The organism is Desulfovibrio faecalis (assembly GCF_053570625.1).
In genome coordinates, this window is record NZ_JBRBQR010000001.1 from 128,759 (window position 1) to 153,616 (window position 24,858).

The 24,858-nt window shown below is 61.3% G+C and carries 21 protein-coding genes; 13 read left to right on the forward strand and 8 right to left on the reverse strand.

Annotation, left to right across the window (positions count from 1 at the left end; translation table 11 throughout):
* Positions 1–68 precede the first annotated feature (68 nt).
* Entirely contained in the window at positions 69–2,381 is a 2,313-nt protein-coding gene (gene feoB, locus ACUZ79_RS00535; protein ID WP_449250366.1) for a ferrous iron transport protein B, read from the forward strand.
* Positions 2,378–3,562 (forward strand): diguanylate cyclase, encoded by a 1,185-nt coding sequence (locus ACUZ79_RS00540; RefSeq protein WP_449250367.1) that lies wholly within the window; start codon positions 2,378–2,380, stop codon positions 3,560–3,562. The genes feoB and ACUZ79_RS00540 overlap by 4 nt, the downstream gene beginning before the upstream one ends.
* An 83-nt stretch (positions 3,563–3,645) precedes the next feature.
* Here the strand turns inward: ACUZ79_RS00540 and ACUZ79_RS00545 are convergent, their stop codons facing one another.
* The gene (locus ACUZ79_RS00545; RefSeq protein ID WP_449250368.1) at positions 3,646–3,918 is read right to left on the reverse strand and encodes a FeoA family protein; all 273 of its coding nucleotides are present in this window, start codon (positions 3,916–3,918) and stop codon (positions 3,646–3,648) included.
* A gap of 251 nt (positions 3,919–4,169) precedes the next feature.
* On the opposite strand from ACUZ79_RS00545, the gene ACUZ79_RS00550 reads away from it, so the two are divergent.
* Positions 4,170–4,862, forward strand: coding sequence for an acyltransferase (locus tag ACUZ79_RS00550; RefSeq protein ID WP_449250369.1), 693 nt, complete (start codon positions 4,170–4,172; stop codon positions 4,860–4,862).
* Positions 4,863–4,873: 11 nt separating this feature from the next.
* Positions 4,874–8,113: a DEAD/DEAH box helicase gene (locus ACUZ79_RS00555; protein WP_449250370.1), complete on the forward strand. Its 3,240-nt coding sequence runs from the start codon at positions 4,874–4,876 to the stop codon at positions 8,111–8,113.
* Between the two features lie 74 nt (positions 8,114–8,187).
* Here the strand turns inward: ACUZ79_RS00555 and panB are convergent, their stop codons facing one another.
* From panB to ACUZ79_RS00580, 5 genes are all read right to left on the reverse strand, one after another.
* Entirely contained in the window at positions 8,188–9,021 is an 834-nt protein-coding gene (gene panB / locus ACUZ79_RS00560) for a 3-methyl-2-oxobutanoate hydroxymethyltransferase (RefSeq protein ID WP_449250371.1), read from the reverse strand.
* Positions 9,018–9,905, reverse strand: a complete 888-nt coding sequence (speB, locus tag ACUZ79_RS00565) for an agmatinase (protein ID WP_449250372.1) — start codon at positions 9,903–9,905, stop codon at positions 9,018–9,020. The genes panB and speB overlap by 4 nt, the downstream gene beginning before the upstream one ends.
* 274 nt (positions 9,906–10,179) lie before the next feature.
* Positions 10,180–10,716, reverse strand: a complete 537-nt coding sequence (locus ACUZ79_RS00570) for a hypothetical protein (RefSeq protein WP_240825316.1) — start codon at positions 10,714–10,716, stop codon at positions 10,180–10,182.
* 10 nt (positions 10,717–10,726) lie between these two features.
* The gene (locus ACUZ79_RS00575) at positions 10,727–11,494 is read right to left on the reverse strand and encodes a class I SAM-dependent methyltransferase (RefSeq protein WP_449250373.1); all 768 of its coding nucleotides are present in this window, start codon (positions 11,492–11,494) and stop codon (positions 10,727–10,729) included.
* Between the two features lie 133 nt (positions 11,495–11,627).
* On the reverse strand, positions 11,628–12,884 hold the full coding sequence (locus ACUZ79_RS00580; protein ID WP_240825320.1) for a multidrug effflux MFS transporter: 1,257 nt from the start codon (positions 12,882–12,884) through the stop codon (positions 11,628–11,630).
* Positions 12,885–13,001: 117 nt separating this feature from the next.
* Here ACUZ79_RS00580 and ACUZ79_RS00585 point away from each other — a divergent pair, with 117 nt between their 5' ends.
* From ACUZ79_RS00585 to ACUZ79_RS00605, 5 genes are all read left to right on the forward strand, one after another.
* Positions 13,002–15,332 (forward strand): ATP-dependent helicase, encoded by a 2,331-nt coding sequence (locus ACUZ79_RS00585; RefSeq protein ID WP_449250374.1) that lies wholly within the window; start codon positions 13,002–13,004, stop codon positions 15,330–15,332.
* Between the two features lies 1 nt (position 15,333).
* Positions 15,334–16,401, forward strand: a complete 1,068-nt coding sequence (gene thiL, locus ACUZ79_RS00590; protein WP_449250375.1) for a thiamine-phosphate kinase — start codon at positions 15,334–15,336, stop codon at positions 16,399–16,401.
* Between the two features lie 33 nt (positions 16,402–16,434).
* Positions 16,435–17,076 carry a class II aldolase/adducin family protein gene (locus ACUZ79_RS00595; RefSeq protein WP_449250376.1) on the forward strand — a complete coding sequence of 214 codons (642 nt, stop codon included), beginning with the start codon at positions 16,435–16,437 and terminating at the stop codon, positions 17,074–17,076.
* Positions 17,077–17,216: 140 nt separating this feature from the next.
* Positions 17,217–18,008, forward strand: coding sequence for a DUF4198 domain-containing protein (locus ACUZ79_RS00600; RefSeq protein ID WP_449250377.1), 792 nt, complete (start codon positions 17,217–17,219; stop codon positions 18,006–18,008).
* Positions 18,009–18,097: 89 nt separating this feature from the next.
* The gene (locus ACUZ79_RS00605; RefSeq protein WP_449250378.1) at positions 18,098–18,586 is read left to right on the forward strand and encodes a hypothetical protein; all 489 of its coding nucleotides are present in this window, start codon (positions 18,098–18,100) and stop codon (positions 18,584–18,586) included.
* Between the two features lie 78 nt (positions 18,587–18,664).
* Here the strand turns inward: ACUZ79_RS00605 and serS are convergent, their stop codons facing one another.
* The gene (gene serS, locus ACUZ79_RS00610; RefSeq protein ID WP_449250379.1) at positions 18,665–19,939 is read right to left on the reverse strand and encodes a serine--tRNA ligase; all 1,275 of its coding nucleotides are present in this window, start codon (positions 19,937–19,939) and stop codon (positions 18,665–18,667) included.
* Between the two features lie 239 nt (positions 19,940–20,178).
* Here serS and ACUZ79_RS00615 point away from each other — a divergent pair, with 239 nt between their 5' ends.
* The 4 genes from ACUZ79_RS00615 (at position 20,179) to ACUZ79_RS00630 (ending at position 24,189) form a co-directional block, all read left to right on the forward strand.
* The gene (locus ACUZ79_RS00615) at positions 20,179–20,763 is read left to right on the forward strand and encodes a hypothetical protein (protein WP_449250380.1); all 585 of its coding nucleotides are present in this window, start codon (positions 20,179–20,181) and stop codon (positions 20,761–20,763) included.
* Positions 20,764–20,803: 40 nt separating this feature from the next.
* Positions 20,804–22,216 carry a translation initiation factor IF-2 gene (locus tag ACUZ79_RS00620; protein ID WP_449250381.1) on the forward strand — a complete coding sequence of 471 codons (1,413 nt, stop codon included), beginning with the start codon at positions 20,804–20,806 and terminating at the stop codon, positions 22,214–22,216.
* Positions 22,213–22,557, forward strand: coding sequence for a hypothetical protein (locus ACUZ79_RS00625; RefSeq protein ID WP_240825332.1), 345 nt, complete (start codon positions 22,213–22,215; stop codon positions 22,555–22,557). Before ACUZ79_RS00620 ends, ACUZ79_RS00625 begins: the two co-directional genes overlap by 4 nt.
* Before the next feature lie 363 nt (positions 22,558–22,920).
* Positions 22,921–24,189, forward strand: coding sequence for a diguanylate cyclase (locus ACUZ79_RS00630; RefSeq protein WP_449250382.1), 1,269 nt, complete (start codon positions 22,921–22,923; stop codon positions 24,187–24,189).
* 84 nt (positions 24,190–24,273) lie between these two features.
* Here the strand turns inward: ACUZ79_RS00630 and ACUZ79_RS00635 are convergent, their stop codons facing one another.
* The gene (locus ACUZ79_RS00635) at positions 24,274–24,765 is read right to left on the reverse strand and encodes a hypothetical protein (RefSeq protein WP_240825333.1); all 492 of its coding nucleotides are present in this window, start codon (positions 24,763–24,765) and stop codon (positions 24,274–24,276) included.
* Between the last annotated feature and the right edge of the window lie 93 nt (positions 24,766–24,858).

Genomic DNA, 24,858 nt, shown 5'->3' on the forward strand with positions numbered 1-24,858 from the left:
AGATTTCAATTCCATTCAACTTGAGCCACCCCGGCTGTTCCGGTGCGGCGATGACAGGAGCGCACAGCATGCCGGAATCCCTTTCCGCAACTGTCGGGGCGCGTGGCGGCAATGCCCGTACGCTCATCGGCGGCCTGGCCTATTCCCTGCGGCTTGCCATCGCGGGCAATCCCAACTGCGGCAAGACCACAGTTTTCAATGCCCTCACAGGCGCGCACCAGCATGTGGGCAACTACAGCGGCGTAACCGTTGAAAAGAAAGAAGGCTTCATTCGCCACGAAGGGCAGGAGATCATACTTGTGGATCTGCCCGGCGCGTATTCGCTTTCCGCCTATTCGCAGGAGGAGGTGGTGGCGCGCAACGTGCTGCTGGGCGGAGCGGTGCAGGCGGTCATCAACGTTGTGGACGCGGGCATTCTGGAGCGCGGGCTGCTGCTTACGGCCCAGTTGCGCGAGATGGGCCTGCCCGTGGTCATTGCCTGCAACATGATGGACGAGGCGCGGGCAGCTGGCATCAGCATTGATTTTTTGCGACTGTCGGAATGCATGGGAGCCATCGCCGTGCCCACGGTCGGCACCTCTGGCAATGGCCTGCGCGAGGCCCTTTCTGCGGCGCGCCAGGTTGCCCTTGATGCAGAAAACAGCCGCCAGCAGCATGGCATTACCGCAGCTTCGCCCAGCGAGAGTTATGGCCCTGCCCTGCGCATAAGCTACGGCCCGCTGCTCGACCCCATACTGGAAACCATGGAAAAACGCATTGCGGCAAGCAAAGGTATGACATCCTTTCCATATGCCCACTGCGCACCGCGCTGGCTGGCACTGAGCCTGCTTCAAAATGATGCGGAAGCCGTTGCGGCCTTGCAGGCGGAGGATGCAGACCTTGCCGCAGACATGGCCCAGGTCTGCCGATTTGTGCAGGGCGAACTGAGCAGCATTGGTCACGATGCCGAAGGCCTGATCGCAGATGGGCACAGCGCCTTTGTACGCAAGATTGCCGCCGCCTGCGTTGTCAAAACCGGCGATCGCCACCGCCTCAGCCTCTCCGACAGGCTCGACCGCGTACTGGCCCATGCGGTGTGGGGCGCGCTGATCATGCTTGGCGTACTCTACACCATGTTTCAGATCACCATTGTTCTTGGCTCCTACCCGCAGGGCTGGCTGGAGGGTGCGTTCAGCGCGCTGGCTGGCGCTGTGCGGGGCACACTGCCAGAAGGCCTGCTCTCCTCCCTGCTGGTTGACGGCGTGATCGCAGGCGTGGGCGGGGTGCTCAGTTTTGTGCCGCTGGTGCTTATCATGTTTGCGCTCATCGCCATTGTGGAAGACAGCGGCTACATGGCGCGCATGGCCTATATTGCCGACCGCGTGTTCCAGTTTTTCGGCCTGCACGGCGCCTCGGTGATGCCCTATATTATCTCCGGCGGCATTGCGGGCGGCTGCGCCATTCCCGGCGTCATGGCTACCCGCACCATGCGCAGCCCCAAGGAAAAACTGGCCACCATGCTCACCCTGCCCTATATGGCCTGCGGGGCCAAACTGCCCGTATATCTGCTGCTGGTGGGCACGTTTTTTCCGCACAATGCCGCCAACATGATGTTTGCCATCATCATGCTCTCGTGGGTGCTGGCCTTTTGCGTGGCTCTGCTGCTGCGCAGAACCGTCTTGCGCGGCGAAGCGACTCCTCTGGTCATGGAAATGCCGCCCTACCGCATGCCCACCGTGCGCGGCATCTGCATCCATTGCTGGGAGCGCACCTGGATGTACCTCAAAAAGGCGGGCACGGTGCTTGTGCCGCTGTCCATGCTGATCTGGGCGGCCATGACATTTCCGGCTCTTGATCCGCAAACGGCCCTGCCCTTTGAAAACGAAATAGCCCGCCTGAGCGCAGGACTTGAACGCGAAGACCTGCCTGCGGGAGCACGCGCCAGTCAGGAAGAAGCCCTTGCAAAAGTGCAGGAAGAACTGGATGCCGAACGCCTGCGCCACACCCTTGCCGGGAGCCTTGGCACATGGCTTGAAGGCGCAACATCCTACGCGGGTTTCAGCTGGCGCACCGATGTGGCCCTTATCGGCGGCATCGCCGCCAAGGAAGCTATCATTTCCACACTGGGCACGGCATACGCCCTTGGGGAGCAAGACCCTGAAGATCCGGCCTCGCTGGCGGAACTGCTGCGCGCAGACCCAACGTGGAATCAGGGCACGGCCCTGGCTCTGCTCGTTTTTGTCATGCTCTACGCCCCCTGCTTTGTCACTCTGGTTGTCATCCGGCAGGAGTCGGGAAGCTGGAAGTGGGTGGCCTTCAGCATTGCCTTCAACACGCTGCTGGCCTTTGGCATGGCCGTGGGCGTGTACCAGACGTACCGCTTTTTCTGGATGGACGCATGATGATCAAACGTACAGGGCGCGCACATGGCATGGGCATACGCGCATATATTGCCTTGGGGCTCACGGTGATGGCCCTGCTTTTTACCGCCAGTTTTTTCTATTTTATGAGCATGGCGCGCGAGGTCAGCGTGTCCGGAACCCGAACCTACGGGCTTTTCATGACCCTGGCCGAGAGCGACAAACTGACCGACAGCCGCAACATGGCGCGCCTGCGAGGCGCAAAGGCCGCACTGGCTACCTTGCCCTCACTGACCGCGAAGCCAGCGGAGCCGGAGGCCAGCGCCGCTCTGGCGGAACTCTCAGCCGCCATAGCGGAACTGGCAACGGCACAGCCAGTAACTGACGACATGCTGCTGCAACTGCGCCGCACGGTCACGCTGGCGCACGAATTTGAAAACCGCCTGCTCATGGGCTTTCTGCTGCTGGGCGCGGGGCTGGTCCTGCTCTTCGGCCTGTTGCGCCTGCATCTTGCGCGCCCGCTGCAAAGTATCATGGTTTTTCTCAACCAGTTGGGCACAGGTTCCGCCAGCCAGCCGCCCAAACACAGCTTTATCACCGAACTGCACAACATATCGGCAGCGCTAGAAAATCTTGGAACCTACCTGTCGCTCGCCACTGTGCGCTCGCAAAAACTTGCCTCGGAGCACGACCATTTTCAAAAAATGTCGCTGGTGGACGGCCTCACCGGCGTGGGCAACCGCCGCGCCTTTGACGACAAGCTGCATTCCCTGTGGCTGCATGCCCTGCAAAGCGGCACGCCGCTGGCGCTTATCATGCTGGATGTGGATACCTTCAAACGCTACAATGACAGCCTGGGGCATCAGGCCGGGGATGAATGCCTGCGCCGCATTGCCGCCGCCATGAGCCGGGCGGCGCGCTCCACGGATGTTTGCGCGCGATATGGCGGGGAGGAGTTTGCCCTGCTGCTGCCCGGTGCGGATGTTGCGACAGCGCAGGCCGTGGCCGCCCGCGTGCATGCTGAGGTAGAACGGGAGCAGTTGCCCCACCCCAGCTCGCCCGTGGGTGACTTGGTGACTGTCAGCCTGGGAGTGAGCAGCCTTAGGCCGTTGGAGGAGCAGAAGGAAGAAAGCCAGATGCTGGTGCGGCAGACAGATTCCGCCCTCTATGCCGCCAAGGCCGCAGGCCGCAACCGCACCTGCGTTTACGGGCAGGCTTCATGACTATTTTGGAGCTGAGGTTGTTCCATCTTTCTTGGCCCCATAAAAATTGAAGACTGTCACATGTCAGCATATGCCTGTGCAGCCTATCCTTGTGCGGCTGACATTCCGTCAGCACCAGAAACAGCGGGCTGCACCATGATGGCCCCGGCCTCCCTGCGGCGCAGGGCAATGGTTACTTCTGCGCAGCGCAAGGCCAATGGGTCGCGCAGGGGCGCATAGCCCACCACAGAAACAGGCATGCCCGAACCCAGCCCCATATCGCGGATGCGCCGCGCAAGCTCGCCCCTGGCATTGATGCTGACAATACGCGCCACCTCGCCCACTTTGAGGGACGTGAGAGGAATGACTGAATCCATTGCGCCTCCGGGAGACCTTTTAAAAAACCTGCTTATTTAAAAATAACATTCAATTTCAATTTATCGATCATTCCCCCTGCCGTCAAGAAAATAGGCCTCCGCAATCGCGGTGAGCGCGCCACACCCCAATTCGGCGCAGAACGCTCCAGCGCTCCACTCGACCATATGGCCCGACTCTGGCATGATGCCTTGCAGCGGGAGGGCCGCTTGCCTCCACGCCCTTTCCGGCACACGTCAACAACGGACAAGCCATGAGCATCCTGAAAAAAGTTCTGGAACGGGGCCTCACCCCCTCCAACGTCATAAGCTATTTGTGTTTGCAGATCATGCGCGTAAACGGCGCGTTCTGGGGAACCCTGCGCCTGCGGCTCAAAGCGTTTGCATTGGGCGTGGAGGTGGGCGCTGGCGTGTCGGCACACGGGCCTGTGGGCTTGTTGCGCTGGCCGGGCAGCCGCATGAGCATTGGCGCTGGTGCAAGCCTCATTTCTTCCTGGCGGCGGGGCACGGCGGCCGCGCTGGCCCATCCCGTGCGTCTGCGCACCTTTGGCCCCGGAGCCAGCATTGAAATCGGCCCCGGCTGCCAGTTGAGCGGCACGTCCATCACCGCGCGCTCCAAGGTCATACGCCTTGGGCGTCAGGTCATGGTAGGCCCCAACTGTATTGTGGTGGATTCCGACTTTCACGCCCACTGGCCACCGGAAGCCCGCGCCACAGAACCCGGCATGGAAGGCGACCGCCCGGTAACCATTGGCGACTACGTGTGGATTGGCATGAACTGCCTTATCCTCAAGGGCGTAACCATTGGCGAGGGTGCCATCATCGGCGCTGGCAGCGTGGTCACGCGCGACGTGCCGCCCTTCTGCCTTGCCGCTGGCTCGCCCGCCCGCGTGCTGCGCTGCCTTAAGCCCGGCGAAAGCGCGCAGCAGCCCGTCACTGCGGAATAGGTCGCTGCACGGTGTCGGTGGGGGAATATATTACGGCGCTGCTGGCGTCGGAAAAGCTGGGTGCGCAGGTCACGTGCCACAAGCTCTTTCCGCCAGTGGAGCCATGCCACGCGCCCACGCGCCTGCCCTGGCCCGCTGCCATCAGCCGTGCCCTGGAGCAGCGCGGCATCCACGAGCTTTACAGCCATCAGGCGCTTGCCACAGACCACATCCGCGCCGGGCATTCCATTGTTGCGGCCACGCCCACGGCCAGCGGCAAAAGCCTTATCTACAACCTGCCTGTGCTCGACCGCTACCTGCGCGACCGTGACGCCCGCGCCCTGTATCTCTTCCCCCTCAAGGCTCTGGCGCAGGATCAGCTTGGCGCGTTCAACGCCCTGGTGGAAGGCTGGCCCAAGGAGGCCCGTCCCACAGCCGCCCTGTATGACGGCGACACCACCGACCATTTTCGCCGCAAAATCCGGCGCAATCCGCCCACGGTACTTATCAGCAATCCGGAGATGCTGCACCTCGGCATTCTGCCCCACCACGAACAGTGGGCGGAATTTCTGGCTGGCCTGAGCCATGTGGTTGTGGACGAAGCCCACACCTACCGGGGCGTGTTCGGGGCGCACATGGCCCAGGTGTTCCGGCGGCTCAACCGCATTGCCGGACGCTACGGCGCGCGGCCCGTCTATGTGCTGTGCACGGCCACCGTGGGCAATCCCGGCGAGCTGGCGGCTGCGCTGACCGGCACGGAGGCTCCCGCCGCGCCTGCCCTTGCCACAGGCCTGGATTCTCCGGCGCAGGCCCCGTCCTCCGCTCCTGCCGCCCGCAGAGCGGATGCGCCAGTGGTTATTGACCAGTCCGGCGCGCCGCAGGGGCCACGGCACTTTGTTTTTCTCAATCCGGAGCAAAGCCCTGCCACAGCCGCCATCGACCTGCTCAAGGCGGCGCTGGCCCGCAACCTGCGCACCATAGTTTACTGCCGCTCACGGCGCATGACAGAACTTATCAGCCTGTGGGCCGGACAATCTGGCGTATTTTCCGAGCGAATCTCCGCCTATCGCGCTGGCTTTCTGCCAGAGGAAAGACGGGGCATCGAGGCCCGCATGGCCTCGGGCGAGTTGCTGGCCGTGGTCAGCACCAGCGCGCTGGAACTGGGCATAGACATTGGCGGGCTGGACGTGTGCATCCTTGTGGGCTACCCCGGCACGGTCATGGCCACCCTGCAACGCGGCGGGCGCGTAGGCCGCGCCCAACAGGAATCCGCCGTTATCGTGGTGGCGGGCGAGGATGCGCTGGATCAGTATTTTGCCCGCAATCCCGAAGATTTTTTCAGCCGCCCTGCGGAAAAAGCCGTGGTCAACCCGGACAACGAGGTCATTTTGACCCGTCATTTGGAGTGTGCGGCGGCAGAAATGCCCCTCACCCCCGGTGAAGCCATGCTGGCAAGCCCTGCTGCCCGCGCCGCCGCCCGCGCGCTCAACGCCAAGGGACTATTGCTGCAATCGGCGGACGGCACCCAACTGCTGGCCGCCCGCAAGCGGCCCCAGCGGCATGTGGATTTGCGCGGCACAGGCCAGACCTTCAGCATTGAAGATCAGGACGGCCAGATCATCGGCTCGGTGGATGGCTTTCGCGCATGGCAGGAGACGCACCCCGGCGCTGTTTACCTGCACCGGGGCCGCAGCTATGTGATTGAAGAGATGGACCCGGCCCGCGCCCGCATTGTGGCCAAGGCCGCCAAGGTCTCATGGTTTACGCGCACGCGCGGCCAAAAAAGCACGGATATCCTTGAAGAAGTCGAGCGCGTATCCTTGGGCCGCGTGCTTGTCTGCCGTGGGCGCCTGCGCATCACCGACACCGTGACCGGCTATGAAAAGCGCTCCACCTCGGGCAACCGCCTGCTCACCATCACGCCGCTTGCCGCGCCGCCGCAGGTTTTTGAAACCGAGGGCCTGTGGTACATCATACCAGACAGCATCCGTGCCTCGCTGGAAGAACGTTTTCTGCACTACATGGGCTCCATCCACGCCCTTGAGCATGCTGCCATCGGCCTGCTGCCCCTGCTCATCATGGCCGACCGCAACGACTTTGGTGGCATTTCCACCCCGCTGCATGCCCAGACCGGGCTGTCGGGAGTGTTCATTTATGACGGCCTCCCGGGTGGGGCGGGCCTGACGCGTCAGGCCTTTCCCGATGCGCGGGGCCTGCTGGAAGCGACCTTCAAGGCTGTTGCCGCCTGCCCCTGCGAGGACGGCTGCCCCTCCTGCGTGCATTCGCCTAAGTGCGGCTCCGGCAACAGGCCCATCAGCAAAATCGGCGCGCTGGAACTGCTGCGCGAAATGCTGGCCCCCGGCTCAGAAGGCGAGGCCCTGTGCCGCGATCTGCGCATCAGCCCCGCCCCAGAGAGGCTGGATATGGAATCTCTGGACGCAGCCTCTGCCCTGGCGGCAGCGCCCCGGCCTGCGGTTTCGGCCCTGGATTTCATCAATGAAGGCAGCCAGCCCGAAGCCGCGCACACTGCAATGGAGGAAGAATCCATGAGCAAAAAGCACTCCGCGCCGGACAACCAGAACAGCCTGTTCGGCGCTAATGGTCTTGCACAGTCCGGCTCCAGCGGCAGCGCCCCCACGCCTCAGAGGGAGGCCAGCAGCGCGCCGGACGCTCAAGGGACAAAGACCTTTGACGCCGCAGGCCTGTTGACGCACATTCCCGTGCCGCCGCCAAAAAATTTTGTGGTCTTTGACGTGGAAACCCGGCGTTCCGCCGCCGAGGTGGGCGGCTGGAACAGGGCCGACCGCATGGGCGTGAGCGTTGCCGTGGCCTACGACAGCAAGGCGGACGACTATTTCTCCTACCAGCAGGAGGAGCTGCCCGCATTGTTCGAGCGCCTGCACGCGAGCGACCTTGTGGTCGGCTTCAACAGCCTGCGCTTTGACTACGCCGTGCTCTCGCCCTTTGCGCCCTTTGATCTGCGCACCCTGCCCAGCCTTGATCTTTTACAGCGCGTGTACGAACGCCTGAACTACCGCCTTCCACTGGACAATCTGGGGCAGGCCACCCTGGGCGAACCCAAGAGCGCCGACGGTCTGCAAGCCCTGCAATGGTGGAAGGAGGGAAGGCTGGAAGATATCGCCACGTATTGCCGCAAGGATGTGGACATCACCCGCCGCCTCTATCTGCACGGTCTGGAGCAGGGCTTCTTGCTGTTCAGCAACAAGGCAGGCTCCCGCGTGCGTGTTCCTGTGGATTTTCACCGGCGCTGAAACTACCAGCCGGAAAAAGCAAGACGCCCGTGATCGCGGGCGTCTTGCTTTCAGATCTCTGTGGAAAGACAGAGTTACTTCAATTTTTTCAGTGTCTTTTCCATACCTTCCGGCAGGGGGTAGACGTGATCCTCACCGGGGAACGCGCCCGCGCGCACTTCACGCGCATAGGCCTCCACCGCCGAGCGCAGGCTTGCGCCCACTTCGCCAAAGCGTTTGACGAAGCGCGGCAGGTGGCTCAAGGTCATGCCCGTCATATCCTGCCACACAAGAACCTGCCCATCGCAGCCAGCGCCAGCGCCGATGCCGATAACCGGGATGGACAGGGCCTGGGTCACGCGCTCGGCCAGGGGCGCGGGCACGCATTCCAGCACCAGGGCGAAAGCCCCGGCTTCTTGCAGGGCGCGGGCATCGTCCAGCAGTTTCTGGGCCGCAGCCATGCTTTTGCCCTGCACCTTGAACCCGCCAAAAGCGTTCACTGATTGCGGCGTAAGGCCAAGATGCCCCATGACGGGAATGGAGGCCCGCGTCAGCGCCCGCACTTCTGCGGCAAATTCCGCACCGCCTTCAAGCTTGACCGCCTGGGCGCGGCCTTCAGTCATGAGCCGCCCGGCGTTGCGCACGGTATCTTCCACAGAAACGTGGTAGCTCATAAAGGGCATGTCGCAGACCACAAGGGCCTTTTGCGCACCGCGTGCCACGGCGGCGCAGTGGCGCACCATGTCGTCCACCGTGACGGAAAGCGTGTCGGGATAGCCCAGCATGACCATACCCAGCGAATCGCCCACAAGCAGGGCATCCACCCCGGCCATGTCCATGACCCGTGCGGTGCTGTAATCATAAGCCGTCAGCATGACGAGCTTTTCCTGCCCTTTGCCCTCGCGGAAGGTAACTATGGTATTCTTCATGACTGAGCCTCCTTCTGATTGGCATCGTGGGCCAGCCCCATGATGAGGTGGGTAAGTTTGGCAGCCGTAAAGTCCGCATGGTGCAGGCCCTCAATGGGGGCCAGTTCCACCACGTCCAGCCCCACCACGCGGCGGCCCGCCACGCAGCGTTCCAGCATGTACTGGGCCTCGCGCCAGTTGATGCCGCCGGGCGAGGGCGTTCCTGTTGCTGGCATGATGGACGAATCAAGCCCGTCCACATCGAAGGTGATGTAAATATTTTTGGGGAAATCCTCGGGCAGGGGCAGCTCCGGCAGGCCCACGCGGGCGAGGAAGTAGGCATCGTAATGGGTGACGTTGAACTTCTTGCGGATCTCGGCTTCTTCCCGGCAGAAATCGCGCACGGCAAACTGCGTGAGCGGCAGGCCGAGGTCGGCCACGGCACGGTACATGACGCTGGCGTGTGAAAAGGGGCTGCCCTCATACTGGGGCCGCAGGTCAGCGTGGGCGTCAAACTGCACAACACCAAAGGGTTCGCCCGTTTTTTCCGCCTGCTGGGCCAGCGCACGTAAGGCCCCGAGCGTCACGGTATGCTCTCCGCCCAACACCACAGGCACTGCCTCGCAGGCAATGGCATGGGCCACAGCGGCCTCTATGCGGTCAAGCGTGTCGGTTATGGGGCCAGCGCAGTCCACGGCCTGAGCGGTAAAAAAACCTGACTCGCCAGGTGCGAATCCGCATTCCCAGGCTTCAAGCTGGTGGGATGCGGCAAGCAGGGCTTGCGGGCCTTTGACCGTGCCGCCGCCATAAGAAACGCTCTGCTCCAGAGGAACGGGGATAATGTGAAACCCTGCCTGCTCCGGCGCAGACTGGGGATATTCAGAAGCCAGAAACTTGTCTTGCATGTGATCCTGCCGTGATTTGACATAAAAAAAAACGGCCCGCTTGGGGAGGCAGGCCGTTTCGGTTGGAGGAGACTGTCAGCAAAAGAAAGGAAGGTACTTTCCAAGCTGCAATGGCCGTGCCACAAAAAGCAGCATACGAATAATCATATAACACGCTGCTTTTTATTGGTAATTTTTTTCAGCCCCTCACTGGGCGCGTTAAAAATGTTTAACCCCACGTGCCTGCGCCCTGCCTGGAAGGCGCAAAACTGTACAAAATATTTTCTTGCACAGCCTACTGCACAGTGTCCTTGCCCGGCGCAACAGCCGCACCCTGCAAAGAAAGGGAAAGCTTTTCGGCCAGTTCGCGCGCGGCGGGCGTATTGCGCCATTCGTCAAAGAGTTTCTGCCAGCCGCCAAAATCCACAAAGTTGCGGTCAAGCTGCGCTTCGTGCATCTGCACCCAGGCGTTGAAAAGCTGCATCTGCACCTGGAAGGTGGCGCTCTCAAAAATCATGGCCGCAGTATCGCGGGGCATGACCTGACCGTCCACATGGGCCAGAACAAAATTACAGACCGCGCGGCGGGAGGTTTCAAAGGTCACTTCCTGACCGTTCATGTCTTCTGCCAGAGGCAGCAGACGGGGGAACAGCTCGCTGATGCGCTCCATGGCCTTGACTGGCACGGCGATGAACAGAGCGGGCTGGCCGTCCGTAGCGGCAGGGGCATCGGGCTTTTCAGAGATGAAATAAAAACGCAGCCAGTTCTCGAACATGACGGCTTCCAGAACCTTGGCAACGCCATTCTGAAATTGTTCTTGAGCTTCGGGCATGGGGACTCCCTTAATGTTTTACGGCCACGACCCGCAGCCGCCGATAATCAGCAATCCAACCGCCGTTATTCCACATGGATGCGCGCAGGGCATCCGCCACGGCGGCAAAAACCTTTTCCTGAGCCTCTGGGGCCACGCAATCCAGATCCTGGGCAAAAAACTGGGCCATCCAGCGGGCAAGGCCTTCTTCCCCTCCTTTGAGAGGGGTAGGCCTGTCGTACTCTTCCGCAAGCCGCACGGAAAATCCGTGACGGCTCAGCAGGCCCGCGTATTCCTGCGCCGAGGGAAAATAAAAACGCTCGCTGTTCAGATGCGCCGGGCCAATGCCTTCCCCTGCCAGCACGGCCTGAAAGGCCGCCCCAAAGACAGCGCGGATACGCCCGATATTGCCCTGCGCGCCAAATTCGCACACCAGAAGGCCGCCGGGGCGCAGCGCCCTCGCCATGGCGGCGGTCAGGCGCTCCTGATCTTCTATCCAGTGCAGCGCGGCGTTGGAAAACAGCGCGTCCACGCAGCCGTTCCACGCCATGTCGCAGGCGTCCATTACCAGAAATTCCACTTGCGGCAGGCGCATCCTGGCCTGCACGATCATGTCGGGCGAGGCGTCGATGCCCACCACGCGGGCGGCTCTGGCGGTCAAGGCTTCTGTCAGTGTGCCTGTGCCGCAGCCTACGTCAACAACAAAGCCCAGACCATCGGGCAACAGCCCCAGCAGGTTTTCACCGTAGGCTGCCACAAAGTCGTGGCTCTGGTCATAAAGACGTGCATCCCAATCCATGAATCCGGTTCTCCCTGCGCGGCGAAAAAAAGCGCAAGCGCCACTTGTTGTAAACATCAGACTACAGCGCGTCAATGCGGCGGGCTGATTTGCAGCAACAATGCCGCCCAGTCCCCGCCAGAAACGAGCAGGCTCAGGCCTGCTTTTCCCGCACGGCGCGCTTTTGCATTTCGCTGTTGCCAACTTGTCCAAGTACTGCGGCGGCAAGCCCCGTGCAGGCGCTCACCAGACCCAGCGGCACAGCGGTATCGCCCCCGGCCAGCCCCACAAGGGGGGAGGTGCACGCGCCAAAAATAAAGACCGCCACGCCCAGAATGCCCGAGGCCGTTCCCGCGCCAACATTTTGCGCGCTGATGCCAAGGGTAAAGCTGGTGGGGAGCGTCATGCCCTGGAGGGCGATCATGAAAAACAGCCCCACGAGCAGCGGCAAAGGCGAAGCTGGCGCGAGCACCGTCACGGCCAGTACGCCAAGGCAGGCCGCACAGCGCAGCGTGTTGCCGATTTGCAGCAAACGGGCTTCGCCAAAACGGCGCGACAGCCGGGCCGTGGCAAGGGCGACAAACATGACGCTCAAGGCGTTGCAGCCAAAAATGACGCTGTAGCCCTGCGGCGAAATGCCGTACATGCCCTGCAGCACAAAGGGCGAGGCCGCCACGTAACCAAAAAATCCGCCCATGGTGAAACCCTGCACGCCCACATAACACATGAAGGGTTTTTGCCGCAAAAGCTCGCCCATGGCCTTCCACGAGGCGCGCAAACCACCCTCGCGGCGCATGGTTTCCGGCAGTGTTTCGGGCAGGCCCGCAGCGCTCAGCACGATGAGCAACACCCCAAAGCCCGTCAGAAAATAAAAAATCAGGGGCCAACCGCTCAGGGATGCCAGCCACCCGCCCAGAAGCGGCCCGGTAATGGGGGCAATGCCGTTGACCGCCATAAGCAGGCTCATGAAGTTGGTCAGCTCCGGCCCGCGAAACAGGTCGCAGGCCATGGCGCGGGCCAGCACAATCCCCCCCGCCCCGCCAAGCCCCTGCGCAAAGCGCAGAGCAATAAAGCTGTTGCCCGTTTTGGCCGCTGCGCAACAGATGGAAGCCAGCGTAAAGAAGATCAGCGCCATGAACAGTGGCTTGCGCCGCCCGGTGGAGTCTGAAATGGGCCCCACAAACAATTGACCGAGGGCCATGCCCAGCAGACAGGCCGTGATGGTCAACTGGGTTGTTGCCGTGGAGATATTAAGATCTGCCGCCAGCGCGGGCAGGCTTGGCAGATAGGTATCGGTACACAGCGGGCCAAAGGCAGCCATCATACCCAGCAAGAGCGCCAGAAACAGCCTGCGGCGGCGGGGCAGCCTTGCGCCGGCACCCACAATATAATCATTTTCCGTAATGCGCATGTTTGTCCTTTTTCTTTTCTTTGCGCGATATTCGGGACGAGCGCGGGCAAAGTCAAGGGCGGGGAATGCCCCTGCGCGGCTCTGGTATGCGCTGCCGCCTTATGCTACCCTGCGCCCATGATTGATTACGCTCAAGCCCTTAACGAAGCCCAGTACGAGGCAGCCACCTGCGGCGACGGCCCTGTGCTGGTTGTGGCAGGCGCAGGCAGCGGCAAAACCCGCACCATCGTCTACCGTCTGGCATGGCTGGCAGAGCACGGCGTGGAACCTGATGCCATGCTCCTGCTCACCTTCACCCGCAAGGCCGCGCAGGAAATGCTGCACCGCGCGGGGCTGTTGCTCAATCAGGGGCTTGCGGGCGTGCAGGGCGGCACCTTCCACGCCTTTGGCTTTGGGGCGCTCAGGCGCTGGAAACCCGAATGGCTTGGCGACAGACCCTTCACAGTCATGGATTCCGCCGACATCAACGAGGCGGTCAAACACTGCAAGGATCAGCTCAAGCTGGGCAAGGGGGACAGGTCGTTTCCCAAAACCCAGAGCATTGTGGGGCTGCTGAGCAAGGCCCGCAACAAGGAACTGCCGCTGGACGAAGTGCTGCGGCGCGAAGCCTTTCACCTGCTGCCCCATGCCGATGGTCTGGCACGGCTGGGTGATGCCTACAATGCCTACCGCCGCGACAAGGGCCTGCTGGATTACGATGATCTGCTGTTCGAGCTTGAGGCCCTGCTGCGTGAAAATCCGCTGGCGGCCGCCTCGCTGCGGCAGAGGTTCAGCCATATTCTTGTGGACGAATATCAGGATACCAACCTGGTTCAGGCCCGCATTGTGCGCCTGCTGGCAGGGCCCTTGGACGGCCCCCCAGGCAACGTCATGGCTGTGGGCGACGAAGCCCAGTCCATCTATGCCTTTCGCGGCGCCAATGTGCGCAACATATTGGACTTCCCCTCGCTTTTTCCCGGCGCGCGCGTTGTACGGCTGGAGGAAAACTATCGCTCCACCAAGCCCGTGCTGGATGTGGCCAACAACCTGCTCTCCCACGCTGCGGAGTCTTTCCGCAAAAATCTGTTCACGCGCAAGGAAGGCGGCGACCCGGTACGCCTTGTGACCCCGCTCAGCGACATGAGTCAGGCCAAGCTGGTGGTGCGCCGGGTTGAAGAACTGCTGGCGACCCATCTGCCGCACGAAATCGCGGTGCTGTTCCGCGCGGGCTTCCATTCCTATAATCTGGAGATGGCCCTCAATCAGGCAGGCATTGCTTTTCGCAAATACGGGGGGCTGCGCTATACCGAGGCTGCCCACGTCAAGGATGTTATCGCCTACGCCCGCCTGCTGCTTAACCCGCTCGACCTGCCCGCCTTTGCCCGCGTGGCGGCCCAGCACAGTGGCATTGGCCCCAAGACGGTAGAAAAACTCTATGCCGTGGCCCGCAGCGGCGACCAGAAATCCACAGAAAAAGCCTTTGCCAAGTATCCGGGATTTCTGGAAGACATGCGCTTTGTGGACGACCTGCGCGCCCGGCCCATGCCGCCCTCGGGCACACTGTCGTCCGTTCTTGAGCATTACCGCCCTCGCCTCGAGGCCCTCTACCCGGAAGACTGGCCCCGCCGCCAGCAGGGGCTGGAAGAAATCATCCAGATGGCCTCCGGCTACAGCGAACTGGATCTTTTTGTGGCAGATCTTGCCCTTGAAGCGCCGGAAGACGATGACGCCGACAGCAACGAGGGCAAGATCACCCTTTCCACCGTGCATTCGGCCAAGGGGCTGGAGTGGAATGCCGTTCTGATCATTGATCTGGTGGAAGACCGCTTTCCTTCGCGCCACGCTCTGGCCCGGCCAGAAGATTTTGAAGAAGAGCGCCGCCTCATGTACGTGGCCTGCACCCGCGCGCGCCAGTGCCTTGACCTTTACGCCCCGGCTTCGCTTTACAACAGGGCGGAGCGCGGCAGTCAGCACGTGAGCCAGAGTCCCTTTGTGCGCGAGCTTGCACCCGGCATGGTTGAAGAATGGATTGAAGGCTTCGGCGGCGTGCTTTCGCGCCGTAGCGTTGGCGGCGTGGGTTTTGGGCGTAAAACCGCCATGCCTTCTGCTGGCGGGCCTGGTGGCGCGCAGGGCTTCTCGGGCGGGCTTTTGCCGCGTCCGCAGCGCCCGCCGAGCCACGATGCCTATGACGATTGCCAGCTTGCGCCAGACGAAGCGCCGGTGAATGCGCCAGCAAGCGGCTCGGGCAAGCAGACTTTTCCCTTTGCGACCCCCACGTCCGCCCCTGCGGCGGTTCATGGGAGTTCAGGGACGCAGGCCGCAGGCGATGGCGAACTGTGCTACTGCCGCCACCGTATTTTCGGGCGCGGCAAGATCGTACGCCATCTGCCGCCGGACAAGGTGCAGGTAAATTTCCCCGGCTTCGGCCTCAAGGTCATCCTGAGCGAATATCTGATTCTGGAGAGCTGATATGGTTCCGCCCCACGCATCCCCTGTTTCTCATGGCTCTCTTTCTGAAGACGGCATTCTAGCCTGTCTTGGCAGGCATTTTCCGCAGACCGGGCCTTCCCTGCTGCTGGGCAGGGGCGATGACTGCGCCGTGCTGCGCGGCGGCAAGCCCCTTGCCGTGAGCAGTGACCTTTTTCTGGAAGACGTGCATTTTCGCCGCTCGTATTTTACCCCTGAAGAAACAGGCTACAAGGCGCTGGCCGTCAATGTGAGCGATCTTGCGGCCTGCGGGGCGCGGCCCGCCGCCTTTACCCTCTGCCTCGGCCTGCCCGGCTGGGTGGACGAGCCGTGGCTGGACGCGTTTTTCTCCGGCATGGCCGGGCTTGCCAAGCAACACAACATGGTGCTGGCCGGAGGCGATCTTTCCGGCTGCGAGCGCCTGCATATTTCTGTGACCGTGTGGGGCGAACCCGCCGACCCCGGCACCTTTCTTGTGCGCGGCGGCAGCATGCCCGGCGATGTGCTCTTTGTGGTGGGGCGTCTGGGCCTTGCCCGGGTGGGGCTCAAAGCCCTTGAAGCTCAGGGCCGCGCGGCTCTGGAGCAATGGCCCGCCGCCTGCGCGGCGCACCTGCACCCCGAGCCGCAGGTGGACGCTGGCCTCATGCTGGCGCGGGCAGGATTCAACGCCCGGCCGCCTGCGCTCATGGATGTTTCTGACGGCATCATGCGTGATCTGCCCCGTTTGCTTGGCCTTACGGGCGAATTGAGCGCGGCGGGTCAGGTCTCGCGCGGCAGCTTGGGGGCGGAAATTATGCTGGCCCGTGGGCAGCTGCACCCGGAAGTAGTGAGCTATGCCGAAGCCCATGGCAAAAATCCCGTACACGAGGCCCTGCTTGGCGGCGAGGATTACGCCCTGCTTGGTTCGTGCGCGCCCGACATGCTGCCCCCCCTGCATGCGGCCATACCGCGGCTTACAAGCATCGGCGTTGTCACCGCTGGCGGCGGTATTGTGTGCAACAACGAACCGCTGGACACTCTGGCGGACATGCGCGGCTTTGACCACTTTGAGCACAAAAGGCAGAAAGCCTGACATGCACGCATGGCAAAACAAAGGAAATCCCGCATGAGCAACACCTCGCAGCGATCAGCATCCGCGCCGCTTTCAGACGATCAACCATCCATCCCTTCTGAGACGGTTGAAGAATTTCGCGCAATTTGCCGCGATGCATGGAAGCAGGGCCTGCTGTCCGGCTGCAACGGCAACACCAGCCGCAGGCTCGGCAGCAACGCGCCAGGGCTTGTCTGTGTCACGCGCAGCGGCGCTGCCAAGGGCAGGCTGACCGCCGCCGACTGTTGCCTTATGGACATCGCCACAGGCGCAACCGTGTCAGGCGGGCCAGCGTCCACTGAATCGGGCATGCACCTTGCCATCTATCGCGCCCGCCCGGACTGCAACGCCATTCTGCACACACACCCTCGCCGCCTGCTTGCCTTGAGCCTGCGGCTGGCGGGCAGGCAAGAGGACTTTTTGCGCCTGCCCCTTTTTGAAGCCGAGGTGTGGCGGGCCAAGCTGGGCTTTGCCCCGGCACTCCCCCCCGGCACCACCGAGCTGGCAGAGGCCGTAGCTCTGGCTGCCAGCGGCAAGGATGCCGTGTGGATGGCAGGGCATGGCCTGTGCTGTCTTGGGCGCACCTTGGCCGATGCCCTGTGTCTGGCTGAAGAGCTGGAACATCTGGCCGCGCTACAGATACTTGCCACGGTTTAACGCAGGCATTGCCACCTTTTTCTTACAGCCCGCATTTTGCGGGCTTTTTTGTTCGTTCAGTGTTACAACTTGCAAAAACATATGTACAGTTGTAGCATACGCTATATTTTCGTAACACGAACTCAAAGGAGCCCTCCAACATGCATATCCGTTCGCACCTCTGCGCCGCTCTGGCCCTTATGGGTCTCATGATTTCCAGCACTGCCGCCCTGGCCCACGAATTCATCCTCAAGCCCGACACGGCAACCCCTGCCGCCGGGCAGAAAACCCGCCTGCAGGCGCAGGCGGCCCATGTGTTCATGGTCAGCGAAGAAGCCGAAAACCCCGCCAACGTGCGCTTGTACCTCTTGCAGGGCGACAAAAAAACCGACATCGCCCTTGCGGAAGACAAGGCGCTTGTTTCGCTGGTGGGCGACTTCACCCTCGCGCAGAACGGCCCCGCCATGCTGGTGGGCCACCGCCTGCCCCAGATATGGTGCGAAACAACCCAGGGTGAAATGGAAGGCAGCCGCTCTGCCCTTGAAGCCAAGGGCATGAAGGTCAAATCTTCCGGCAAGTATGAAAAATTCGCTAAAACCCTGCTCAATCCCGCCAGCAACGACACCCTGTTCGGCAAGGCCCTTGGTCAGGATCTGGAACTTGTACTGCTGACAAATCCCGCAGACCTCAAGCCCGGCGCCCCCCTGAACGTACAGGTACTGCTGCGCGGCAAGCCCGTGGCCAACGCGACTGTGGGCCTGACCCACGATGCCTTCAGCAAGGAACAGGACACCTACAAATCCAAGGTGCAGACTGATGCGCAGGGCAAGGCATCCTTTACCGTGGACAAGCCCGCACTGTGGATGCTGCGCACCACGGTGGTGGAAAAGACCCCCGGCACGGACGCGGATGAGCACCATCTGCGCGCCACCTATGTGTTCCCCGTAAAGTAGCCCCATATCCACACGTAGGCAGGCGGGGGAAGGTTAGCTTTCTCCCGCCTGATCGCATTCCCACACCTGCTTGAGGCAAGGATAGTTATATGCGCATTTTCCTTTTGGGGCGCTGCGCCGCCATCTGCCTTGCGGTTGCGCTGCTTCTGACAGGCACCGTTGCCCAGGTTTCGGCCCATGCCCTGTATGCGGCAGACACCCGGCATGACGGCGTGGTGCTTGTGCAGTTTGCCTACTCCAGCGGCGAGCAGCCCACCTATGCAAAGGTGGAGGTTTACAGTCCCGCAGACGACAAGGTTGAATTTCAGAATGGCCGCACGGACGCGCAGGGGCGCTTTGCCTTCATGCCTGATGCGCCGGGCCGCTGGCGTATCATCATGGCTGACAACATGGGGCATAGGGTTGAACACCCGGTGGAAATCAGCGCCGCTCAGGGGGCCGTAGCCGCAGACAGCGGGCACGATGCGGGGCCAGGCGGCTTTGCCATGCCCTTGCGCATTCTGCTGGGCCTGAGCCTGATTGCCAACATGGCGCTGGCGGCTGCCGTGATGCGCCGCAGAAAAAAACTTACGGTATAATGGTTCAAAACTGTTTTTGACCAAAAAAAACGGGTGCCTCCTGAAGGAAGCACCCGTTTTTACATCAGCAATGAACGTTTATTTCGGTTCGATAACTTCCCTGCCGCCCATGTAGGGAACCAGCACCTTGGGCAACACAAGGCTGCCGTCCTTTTGCTGGCAGTTTTCAAGGATGGCGGCAATGGTGCGGCCCGTGGGCAGGCCGGAGCCGTTGAGCGTGTGCAGGAACGTGGCCTTGCCGCCCTTGGGCTTGAAGCGGATATCGGCCCGGCGGGCCTGAAAGTCCGTGCAATTGGAGCAGGACGAAATTTCGCGGAAAGTTTTTTGCGTGGGCAGCCACACTTCAACATCATAGGTTTTGGCAGAGCTGAAGCCCATGTCACCCGTGCAGAGCGTGATGACGCGGTAGGGCAGTTCGAGCATTTCCAGTAGGTTGCAGGCATGACCGCGCATGATCTCAAGCTGGTTGAAGCTGTCGTCAGGATGGGCGAAACGCACCATCTCTACCTTGGTAAACTGGTGCATGCGGATAAGGCCGCGCGTATCCTTGCCCGCGCTGCCCGCCTCGGAGCGGAAGCAGGGTGTGGCCGCGCAGTAGGCGCGGGGCAGGTCGGCCTCGTCCAGTACTTCGCCAGCGTGCAGGTTGGTCAGCGGCACTTCGGCAGTGGGAATCAGGTAGTATTCCCACTCGCGCAACTTGAACAGGTCTTCCTCAAACTTGGGCAACTGGCCCGTGCCTGTCATGCTGGTGCGGTTGACCATGTAGGGCGGGCAGACTTCAATATAGTCTTCAGCCACTGTGTGCTGATCAAGAAAAAAGTTCACCAGTGCGCGTTCAAGGCGCGCGCCCCAGTTCAGGGACACCACAAAGCGGCTGCCAGTCAGGCGCGCGGCGCGCTCAAAATCAAGCCCGCCAAGGGCCACGCCCAGATCGCCATGCTCGCGCGGCTCAAAATCAAATTCGCGCGGCGTGCCCCAACGGCGCACCTCCACGTTTTCCGATTCATCCTTGCCCACGGGCACGGCGGCGTCAGGCAGGTTGGGTACGCGCATGAGCCAGGTTTCCACATCGGCCTTGGCTTGGGCGGTTTCAACGTCCAGTTCCTTGATGCGTTCGGAAACGCCGCTCATTTCGGCCAGCAGAGCCGTGGCATCTTCGCCCGCGCGTTTTTTTGCGGCCACTTCGGCAGAGGCCACGTTGCGGCGACTCTTGAGGGTTTCCACCTCGGTCAGCAGGGCGCGGCGGCGGGCGTCCAGCGCCAGGAATTCATTAACATCCAGATCCGAATGCCTGTCGGTCAAAGCCTTGATCAGCACTTCGGGCTGCTTTTGCACCAGTTTGAGGTCAATCATAGCCGCTCCTGAAAAAAACGCGCACCGCGCGGGATATAGCAAAATCTGCTCCACATGAGGATGGGGAGCGCAACAGAGAGGCTGTAGCATGTTGGGCCGCTGCCTGCAAGGCGGCTGCATGCGGCCTGTACCTGACAATCTGGCGCAGGCAGACCTGCAAACCTTGCAAAAGGCAAATTTTGCGTATACGTAGTAACAAGTATTCTGGAGATTTTCTATACAAGTTACGTGAGGCCGTCATGAAACATTTACGCATTGTTCTTTGTGTATCCCTGCTGGCGTTGCTTGCAGCCTGCGGGCCGAGCAACAATGTTCGACTCTTGCCGCCGCCCGCTCTGGACGCTTCGGTGCTTCCTTCTCCCAACGCACCCCGTGTGACCGTTGTGATGTTTGAAGACAAACGCATGGATCAGACCGTCATCGGCACCCGCCGCGACAACAGCGCGTTTGTCACCACCGACAATGTCGCCCAGTGGATCAGCAAGGCTCTGGCCGATGAACTTGCGCGCAACGGCATGCAGGTTTCCTATTCCATCAGCGTGAACGAAGCGCGCAAGGGCAACCCCGACTTTATGGTCACTGGCCAGGTCGATGAAGCCAACATCCGCGAAACGTCCACCACCGACATGTCCACATCACTGCGCGCAAACTACGTGCTTGCCAATCGGCAGGCGCGCATCCTGCGTGAATCGCTCAACGCGTCACAGTCGCGCACCGGCCTGCCCTCAGGCAGCGCTGCCGACAACCTGATGCTGGAAACTCTGCGCGACCTGGTCAAACCCATGGCGCACAAGATTGTCCAGACCATCGAGGCAAAAAAATAAGCCCATGCGGGCCTTGCGTACATTGTTTTCCAGCTTGCCCATGGCGGTTCTGCTGGGAGCTTTTGCCCTGCCGCCGGTCTTGTTGACCGGCGGTGCGGCATACGCAGCAGAACACACGCCCGGCCCACCGGCGGCAGTCTCTGCCGCTGACAAACCAGCACCGAAGGGCAAGGACTCACAGGGCAATACGGCTGACAATACCCCAGCCGAAAGTGCCAGCCCAACTCCTGCTGATCAGCTCTCGCCTCTAGAAAATGGCCCCTCTGCTTCCAGACCAGGCCCCCTCCCCCTGCCATCGCCCGTTCTTCGCAGCGCGCACTGCCCCGCCGCGCCACTGCCCCCGCACGCCCAACGCCTGTGCGCGGAAGCCGCCGCCCTTCTTGAGGCCTTGCAGACTGCCGCAGCAGCTCTGCCCAACAGGCGCGACATCCGCATGGGCATCACCGATTTCAACGAATACACAGCGCTGGCCGCAGAACTGTACACCCCGCTGACAGAGGTTGACCATGCTGCCGCTGGCGGGGATTCCGGCGCGCAAAGCATGACAGTTACCTTGCTGGCCCGGCCCGATGCGGCGGAAACACTGCTGCGGCTACTGCGCAATCCTGACGCCCTGAAAGTGCGGCGTTTGCTGCTGGCCGACCTGATGACCGCAACGGCAAATGCCCGGCATGTCGCTCAGGAGCTCGCCGCCGCCGATGCCCTGCCTGGATCTGGCGGCTCCGGCGATGCGTCCCCCGGTTCTGGCGGTACATGGTATATTGCCAAGGCGACGCCGCCGGGGCAGTTGACCCAGCACCCGCCAATGCCTACTCCCGAAAACATCGCAAAGGAGGCGGCGCAACAGAAAGCGCAGCTGAACGCTGATGCCCTGGCAGACACTTTTGCCGCCGCCATTGCGGCTCTGGATACACTGCGCCTTTCGCCCGAGGGTTGGCTGACCTCGGCAGAGTCTCTGGCAATCCTTGAGAAAGCTGCCGTCAGTCTGCCGCAGAGCGCCGCTACCCAGCTACTTCTGGGCGAGGCACTTTTGCAGGCGGGCATGCCGCAGCGCAGCATCGCTTCCTGCACTGCCGCGCTGGAACTTGCCCCCGGCCTTGGCCGCGCACGGTACATCCGCGCACTGGCCCACTGGCGCTTGCAGCAGCTTGCCCTTGCCGAAGATGACCTGAGCGCGGTGCTGGAAGCCACAACTGATGCTTTTCCCCACACCTCAGACAAAGTCCGGCTTTTGCGGGCGCGTGGCGCGTTGCGCATGCTGCGCAGCAACGAACCCGGCATGTGCGATGATCTGGCCGCCGCCTGTGCTCTGGGCGACTGCGAAGGGCTTGCCGCCGCCCGAGGGCAACAGATGTGCCTTACATCTTCAAGGCAGGAGGGCGCCCCGCCCGCTGCGGATGCCGTCACGCCTCAACCACCCGCCAGGGCTGGCGACACGGCGGCAAAACCATGAGCCGAGCCCCTCTGCTTAAAGTTTACGGGCATGTGTATCCTGTGAACGATGATTTTTACGCAGCTCTGGAACAGTCCTGCGCCGATGCCATGCCGGATGAAGATGACGTGCCTGTTCTTGAGCGTGACGGCGATATGGCCCGCATCTCCTTTGAAGGCATGTACTTTCCCGTGGATGAAGTACTGGCGGTACTTGGGGAGCATATCTGCCCGGAGCATAAGGGAAAGCTTGACGTGCTTGATATGGAGGGCTGGCGGCTTAATCGCCACGCCTTCAACTGCGGGCGTATTGAAAGCCACAGCGCTCCGCTGAACAACGTTCTGGATTACTCCGGCCATTAATTTTTCGACTCTTTGTCCTTCCTGCCTGAATTACGGCATATTTCACCGAGGCAATCCGCGCTTATGCCGCTACGTCAGAATGTGATTTAATCACATTTTGCTCGCGAGTTTCCGCGCAAAAAATTATGGCTTTCATGTTTTTTTGTTCGCGGCCTCCCTTTGCTCCCATAATCACAAACTTTGTGCCCGCCAGGTATTTGGCATCTTCGATATTTCTTGAGCACTGGCCTTTCTGCCCGAAATCTCTGGCGAAAGGGTTCCCTTATGTATATTCTGGCGTTGAAATCGACAGAGTCTTTGCCGCAGGTACGCGCAGCAGGGGCAATGCCCTGAACCAGTCCGGGCGGCAAAGGAGGGGGAACCGTGTCGATACAAAAAAACGCCAAGGAATCATTTTGCTGGGGCGTTGACCATGATCTGGTCTACCGCCATGTGGATGCGGCAAAGGAGCTGTTGCTGGAATTGCCAGTGGGATCACTCGCGGGCAAATCACTGGTTCATTGCATGCACCCGGACGATGCCGCCATGCTGCGCCACGCCCTTGCTCCTGCCAAACCCAGGGCGCTCACAGACTGCACCGTGCGCTATGTGTGCCCAAGAGGTACACACACGGTTACCAGCCTGAGCATAAGGCCCGTGCACAGTGCCAGCGGTGCATTTCTCGGCTTTGAAGGCGAGGAGCGCAGTATCGGCTCTGTGGACATGCGCGGAGATTTTGCACCAATCTTTGAGGAAGTATTTGCGCACGATTTCATGGCGCTCTGCATCGTCAACAGGGATGGACAACTGCTGGCGGTCAACGCACAGTATGCCATTATTGCGAACAAGCCCGCCAACGCCCTGGTGCGTGCCCATATCCTTGAAGCGGGCATCCCTTCCGTTGACGTGGTGGACGAGGCTTTCAGGGTACTCCCATCTGGAGAAGTCATTCCCGAACAGGAGATCATCTGGGACGGCAAGGACTACGTCATGTCCATCTACGCCCTGCCCAATGCCTGCGGCGAGCTTCACTCCATCTGTGTGTCGCTGCGCGACATAAGCCTGCGCAAGGGGCTGGAGCGCCGGCTGGAGGCCGCCAATCGGCAACTGGAAGCAATGAATCTCAAGGATTACCTGACAGGCGTGTTCAACCGCCGTCATTTTGATGAATCCCTGCAAAGGGAAGTTGCGCGCCTTGCGCGGGAAGGCGGCGACATGTGTGTTGCCATGGTCGATGTGGACAAGTTCAAGCTGTACAACGATGCCTATGGGCACCTTGCCGGGGATGACTGCCTTGCCCGTGCGGCAAAGGCCATGAGCGCCGCTCTTTTCAGACCCGGTGACGAACTGTTCCGCTACGGCGGCGAGGAATTCGCCATCATCATGCCCCATACAGGGAAGGAAAGCGCCACAATGGTTGCCGAACGCGTGCGCGAAGCCATCAGCGCCCTGCGCATCCCCCACTGCCAAAGCGCCCTTGGGCGTGTGACCATCAGCATCGGGGTTGCGGCGCTTAGCTCGGCATGCGCCCTGTCAGGGCATACTGCCTGCGAAAAACTCATCAGAGTAGCGGACAAAGCCCTGTACGCCGCTAAGAACAGTGGTCGCAACAAGGTCGCCTCAGCCGCGTGCAGCATTGCCGAGAGCGATTAACAGCGCAAAACAAAGCCCCGCTGGTTTATCCGGCGGGGCTTTGCGGTTAAGGCAAGCTTGAGTAAAGGCGCGACTGGCGCGAACTTATTCCCGCTCAAAAAGTGATTTCTGGATCAGGGCATCAGCACGGTCATCGGCCCCACGCAGGGAATCATAGGCCTTTTGCAGGGCATCGGGCCAGTCCGCATCACTCACATCGCTGATAAACAGCAAGGTCAGGTCACCCTCAGTGGACACGTCCGCATGGGTCATGACCCTGCCGGACATGGCCTGGAACGTCCAGCCGCCTCCATCGTCAGCCTTTGAAGGCGCCGTGCCTTTAAGCCTGGCCGACTGCTTTTCGGCAAACTGCTTGGGCGTCAGATTGCCGGTTTCCACCTTGGTAAAAATACCAATGGAAAAAAATGAATCTTGCCCGCAGGAAACGGTTACAATGCTTTCTTTTTCTGTTGCCGAGCACTTGGCGGGCAAATCTATGCTGAAATGGTTAAATTTTTTTTCCGCAGCGGCAGCCGCCCCGCACAGGCCCGCCAACAGCACACAGGCCATCAATGAACCCAACAGCGCATATTTCATGGACAAGCTCCTTGAAATGTCCGCGCAGTGCGCGGTATTTTTTCGGGCGGAAGTATCGCACAAGCAAGGGCGGCTGTCTAGAACAGCCGCCCG

What these genes read in the sequence shown, in the direction of transcription:
- feoB (WP_449250366.1), top strand. Translation starts at nt 69, where the DNA reads ATGCCGGAATCCCTTTCCGCAACTGTCGGGGCGCGTGGCGGCAATGCC.
- ACUZ79_RS00540 (WP_449250367.1), top strand. Translation starts at nt 2,378, where the DNA reads ATGATGATCAAACGTACAGGGCGCGCACATGGCATGGGCATACGCGCA.
- ACUZ79_RS00545 (WP_449250368.1), bottom strand. Translation starts at nt 3,918, where the DNA reads ATGGATTCAGTCATTCCTCTCACGTCCCTCAAAGTGGGCGAGGTGGCG.
- ACUZ79_RS00550 (WP_449250369.1), top strand. Translation starts at nt 4,170, where the DNA reads ATGAGCATCCTGAAAAAAGTTCTGGAACGGGGCCTCACCCCCTCCAAC.
- panB (WP_449250371.1), bottom strand. Translation starts at nt 9,021, where the DNA reads ATGAAGAATACCATAGTTACCTTCCGCGAGGGCAAAGGGCAGGAAAAG.
- speB (WP_449250372.1), bottom strand. Translation starts at nt 9,905, where the DNA reads ATGCAAGACAAGTTTCTGGCTTCTGAATATCCCCAGTCTGCGCCGGAG.
- ACUZ79_RS00570 (WP_240825316.1), bottom strand. Translation starts at nt 10,716, where the DNA reads ATGCCCGAAGCTCAAGAACAATTTCAGAATGGCGTTGCCAAGGTTCTG.
- ACUZ79_RS00575 (WP_449250373.1), bottom strand. Translation starts at nt 11,494, where the DNA reads ATGGATTGGGATGCACGTCTTTATGACCAGAGCCACGACTTTGTGGCA.
- ACUZ79_RS00580 (WP_240825320.1), bottom strand. Translation starts at nt 12,884, where the DNA reads ATGCGCATTACGGAAAATGATTATATTGTGGGTGCCGGCGCAAGGCTG.
- ACUZ79_RS00585 (WP_449250374.1), top strand. Translation starts at nt 13,002, where the DNA reads ATGATTGATTACGCTCAAGCCCTTAACGAAGCCCAGTACGAGGCAGCC.
- thiL (WP_449250375.1), top strand. Translation starts at nt 15,334, where the DNA reads ATGGTTCCGCCCCACGCATCCCCTGTTTCTCATGGCTCTCTTTCTGAA.
- ACUZ79_RS00595 (WP_449250376.1), top strand. Translation starts at nt 16,435, where the DNA reads ATGAGCAACACCTCGCAGCGATCAGCATCCGCGCCGCTTTCAGACGAT.
- ACUZ79_RS00600 (WP_449250377.1), top strand. Translation starts at nt 17,217, where the DNA reads ATGCATATCCGTTCGCACCTCTGCGCCGCTCTGGCCCTTATGGGTCTC.
- ACUZ79_RS00605 (WP_449250378.1), top strand. Translation starts at nt 18,098, where the DNA reads ATGCGCATTTTCCTTTTGGGGCGCTGCGCCGCCATCTGCCTTGCGGTT.
- serS (WP_449250379.1), bottom strand. Translation starts at nt 19,939, where the DNA reads ATGATTGACCTCAAACTGGTGCAAAAGCAGCCCGAAGTGCTGATCAAG.
- ACUZ79_RS00615 (WP_449250380.1), top strand. Translation starts at nt 20,179, where the DNA reads ATGAAACATTTACGCATTGTTCTTTGTGTATCCCTGCTGGCGTTGCTT.
- ACUZ79_RS00620 (WP_449250381.1), top strand. Translation starts at nt 20,804, where the DNA reads ATGGCGGTTCTGCTGGGAGCTTTTGCCCTGCCGCCGGTCTTGTTGACC.
- ACUZ79_RS00625 (WP_240825332.1), top strand. Translation starts at nt 22,213, where the DNA reads ATGAGCCGAGCCCCTCTGCTTAAAGTTTACGGGCATGTGTATCCTGTG.
- ACUZ79_RS00635 (WP_240825333.1), bottom strand. Translation starts at nt 24,765, where the DNA reads ATGAAATATGCGCTGTTGGGTTCATTGATGGCCTGTGTGCTGTTGGCG.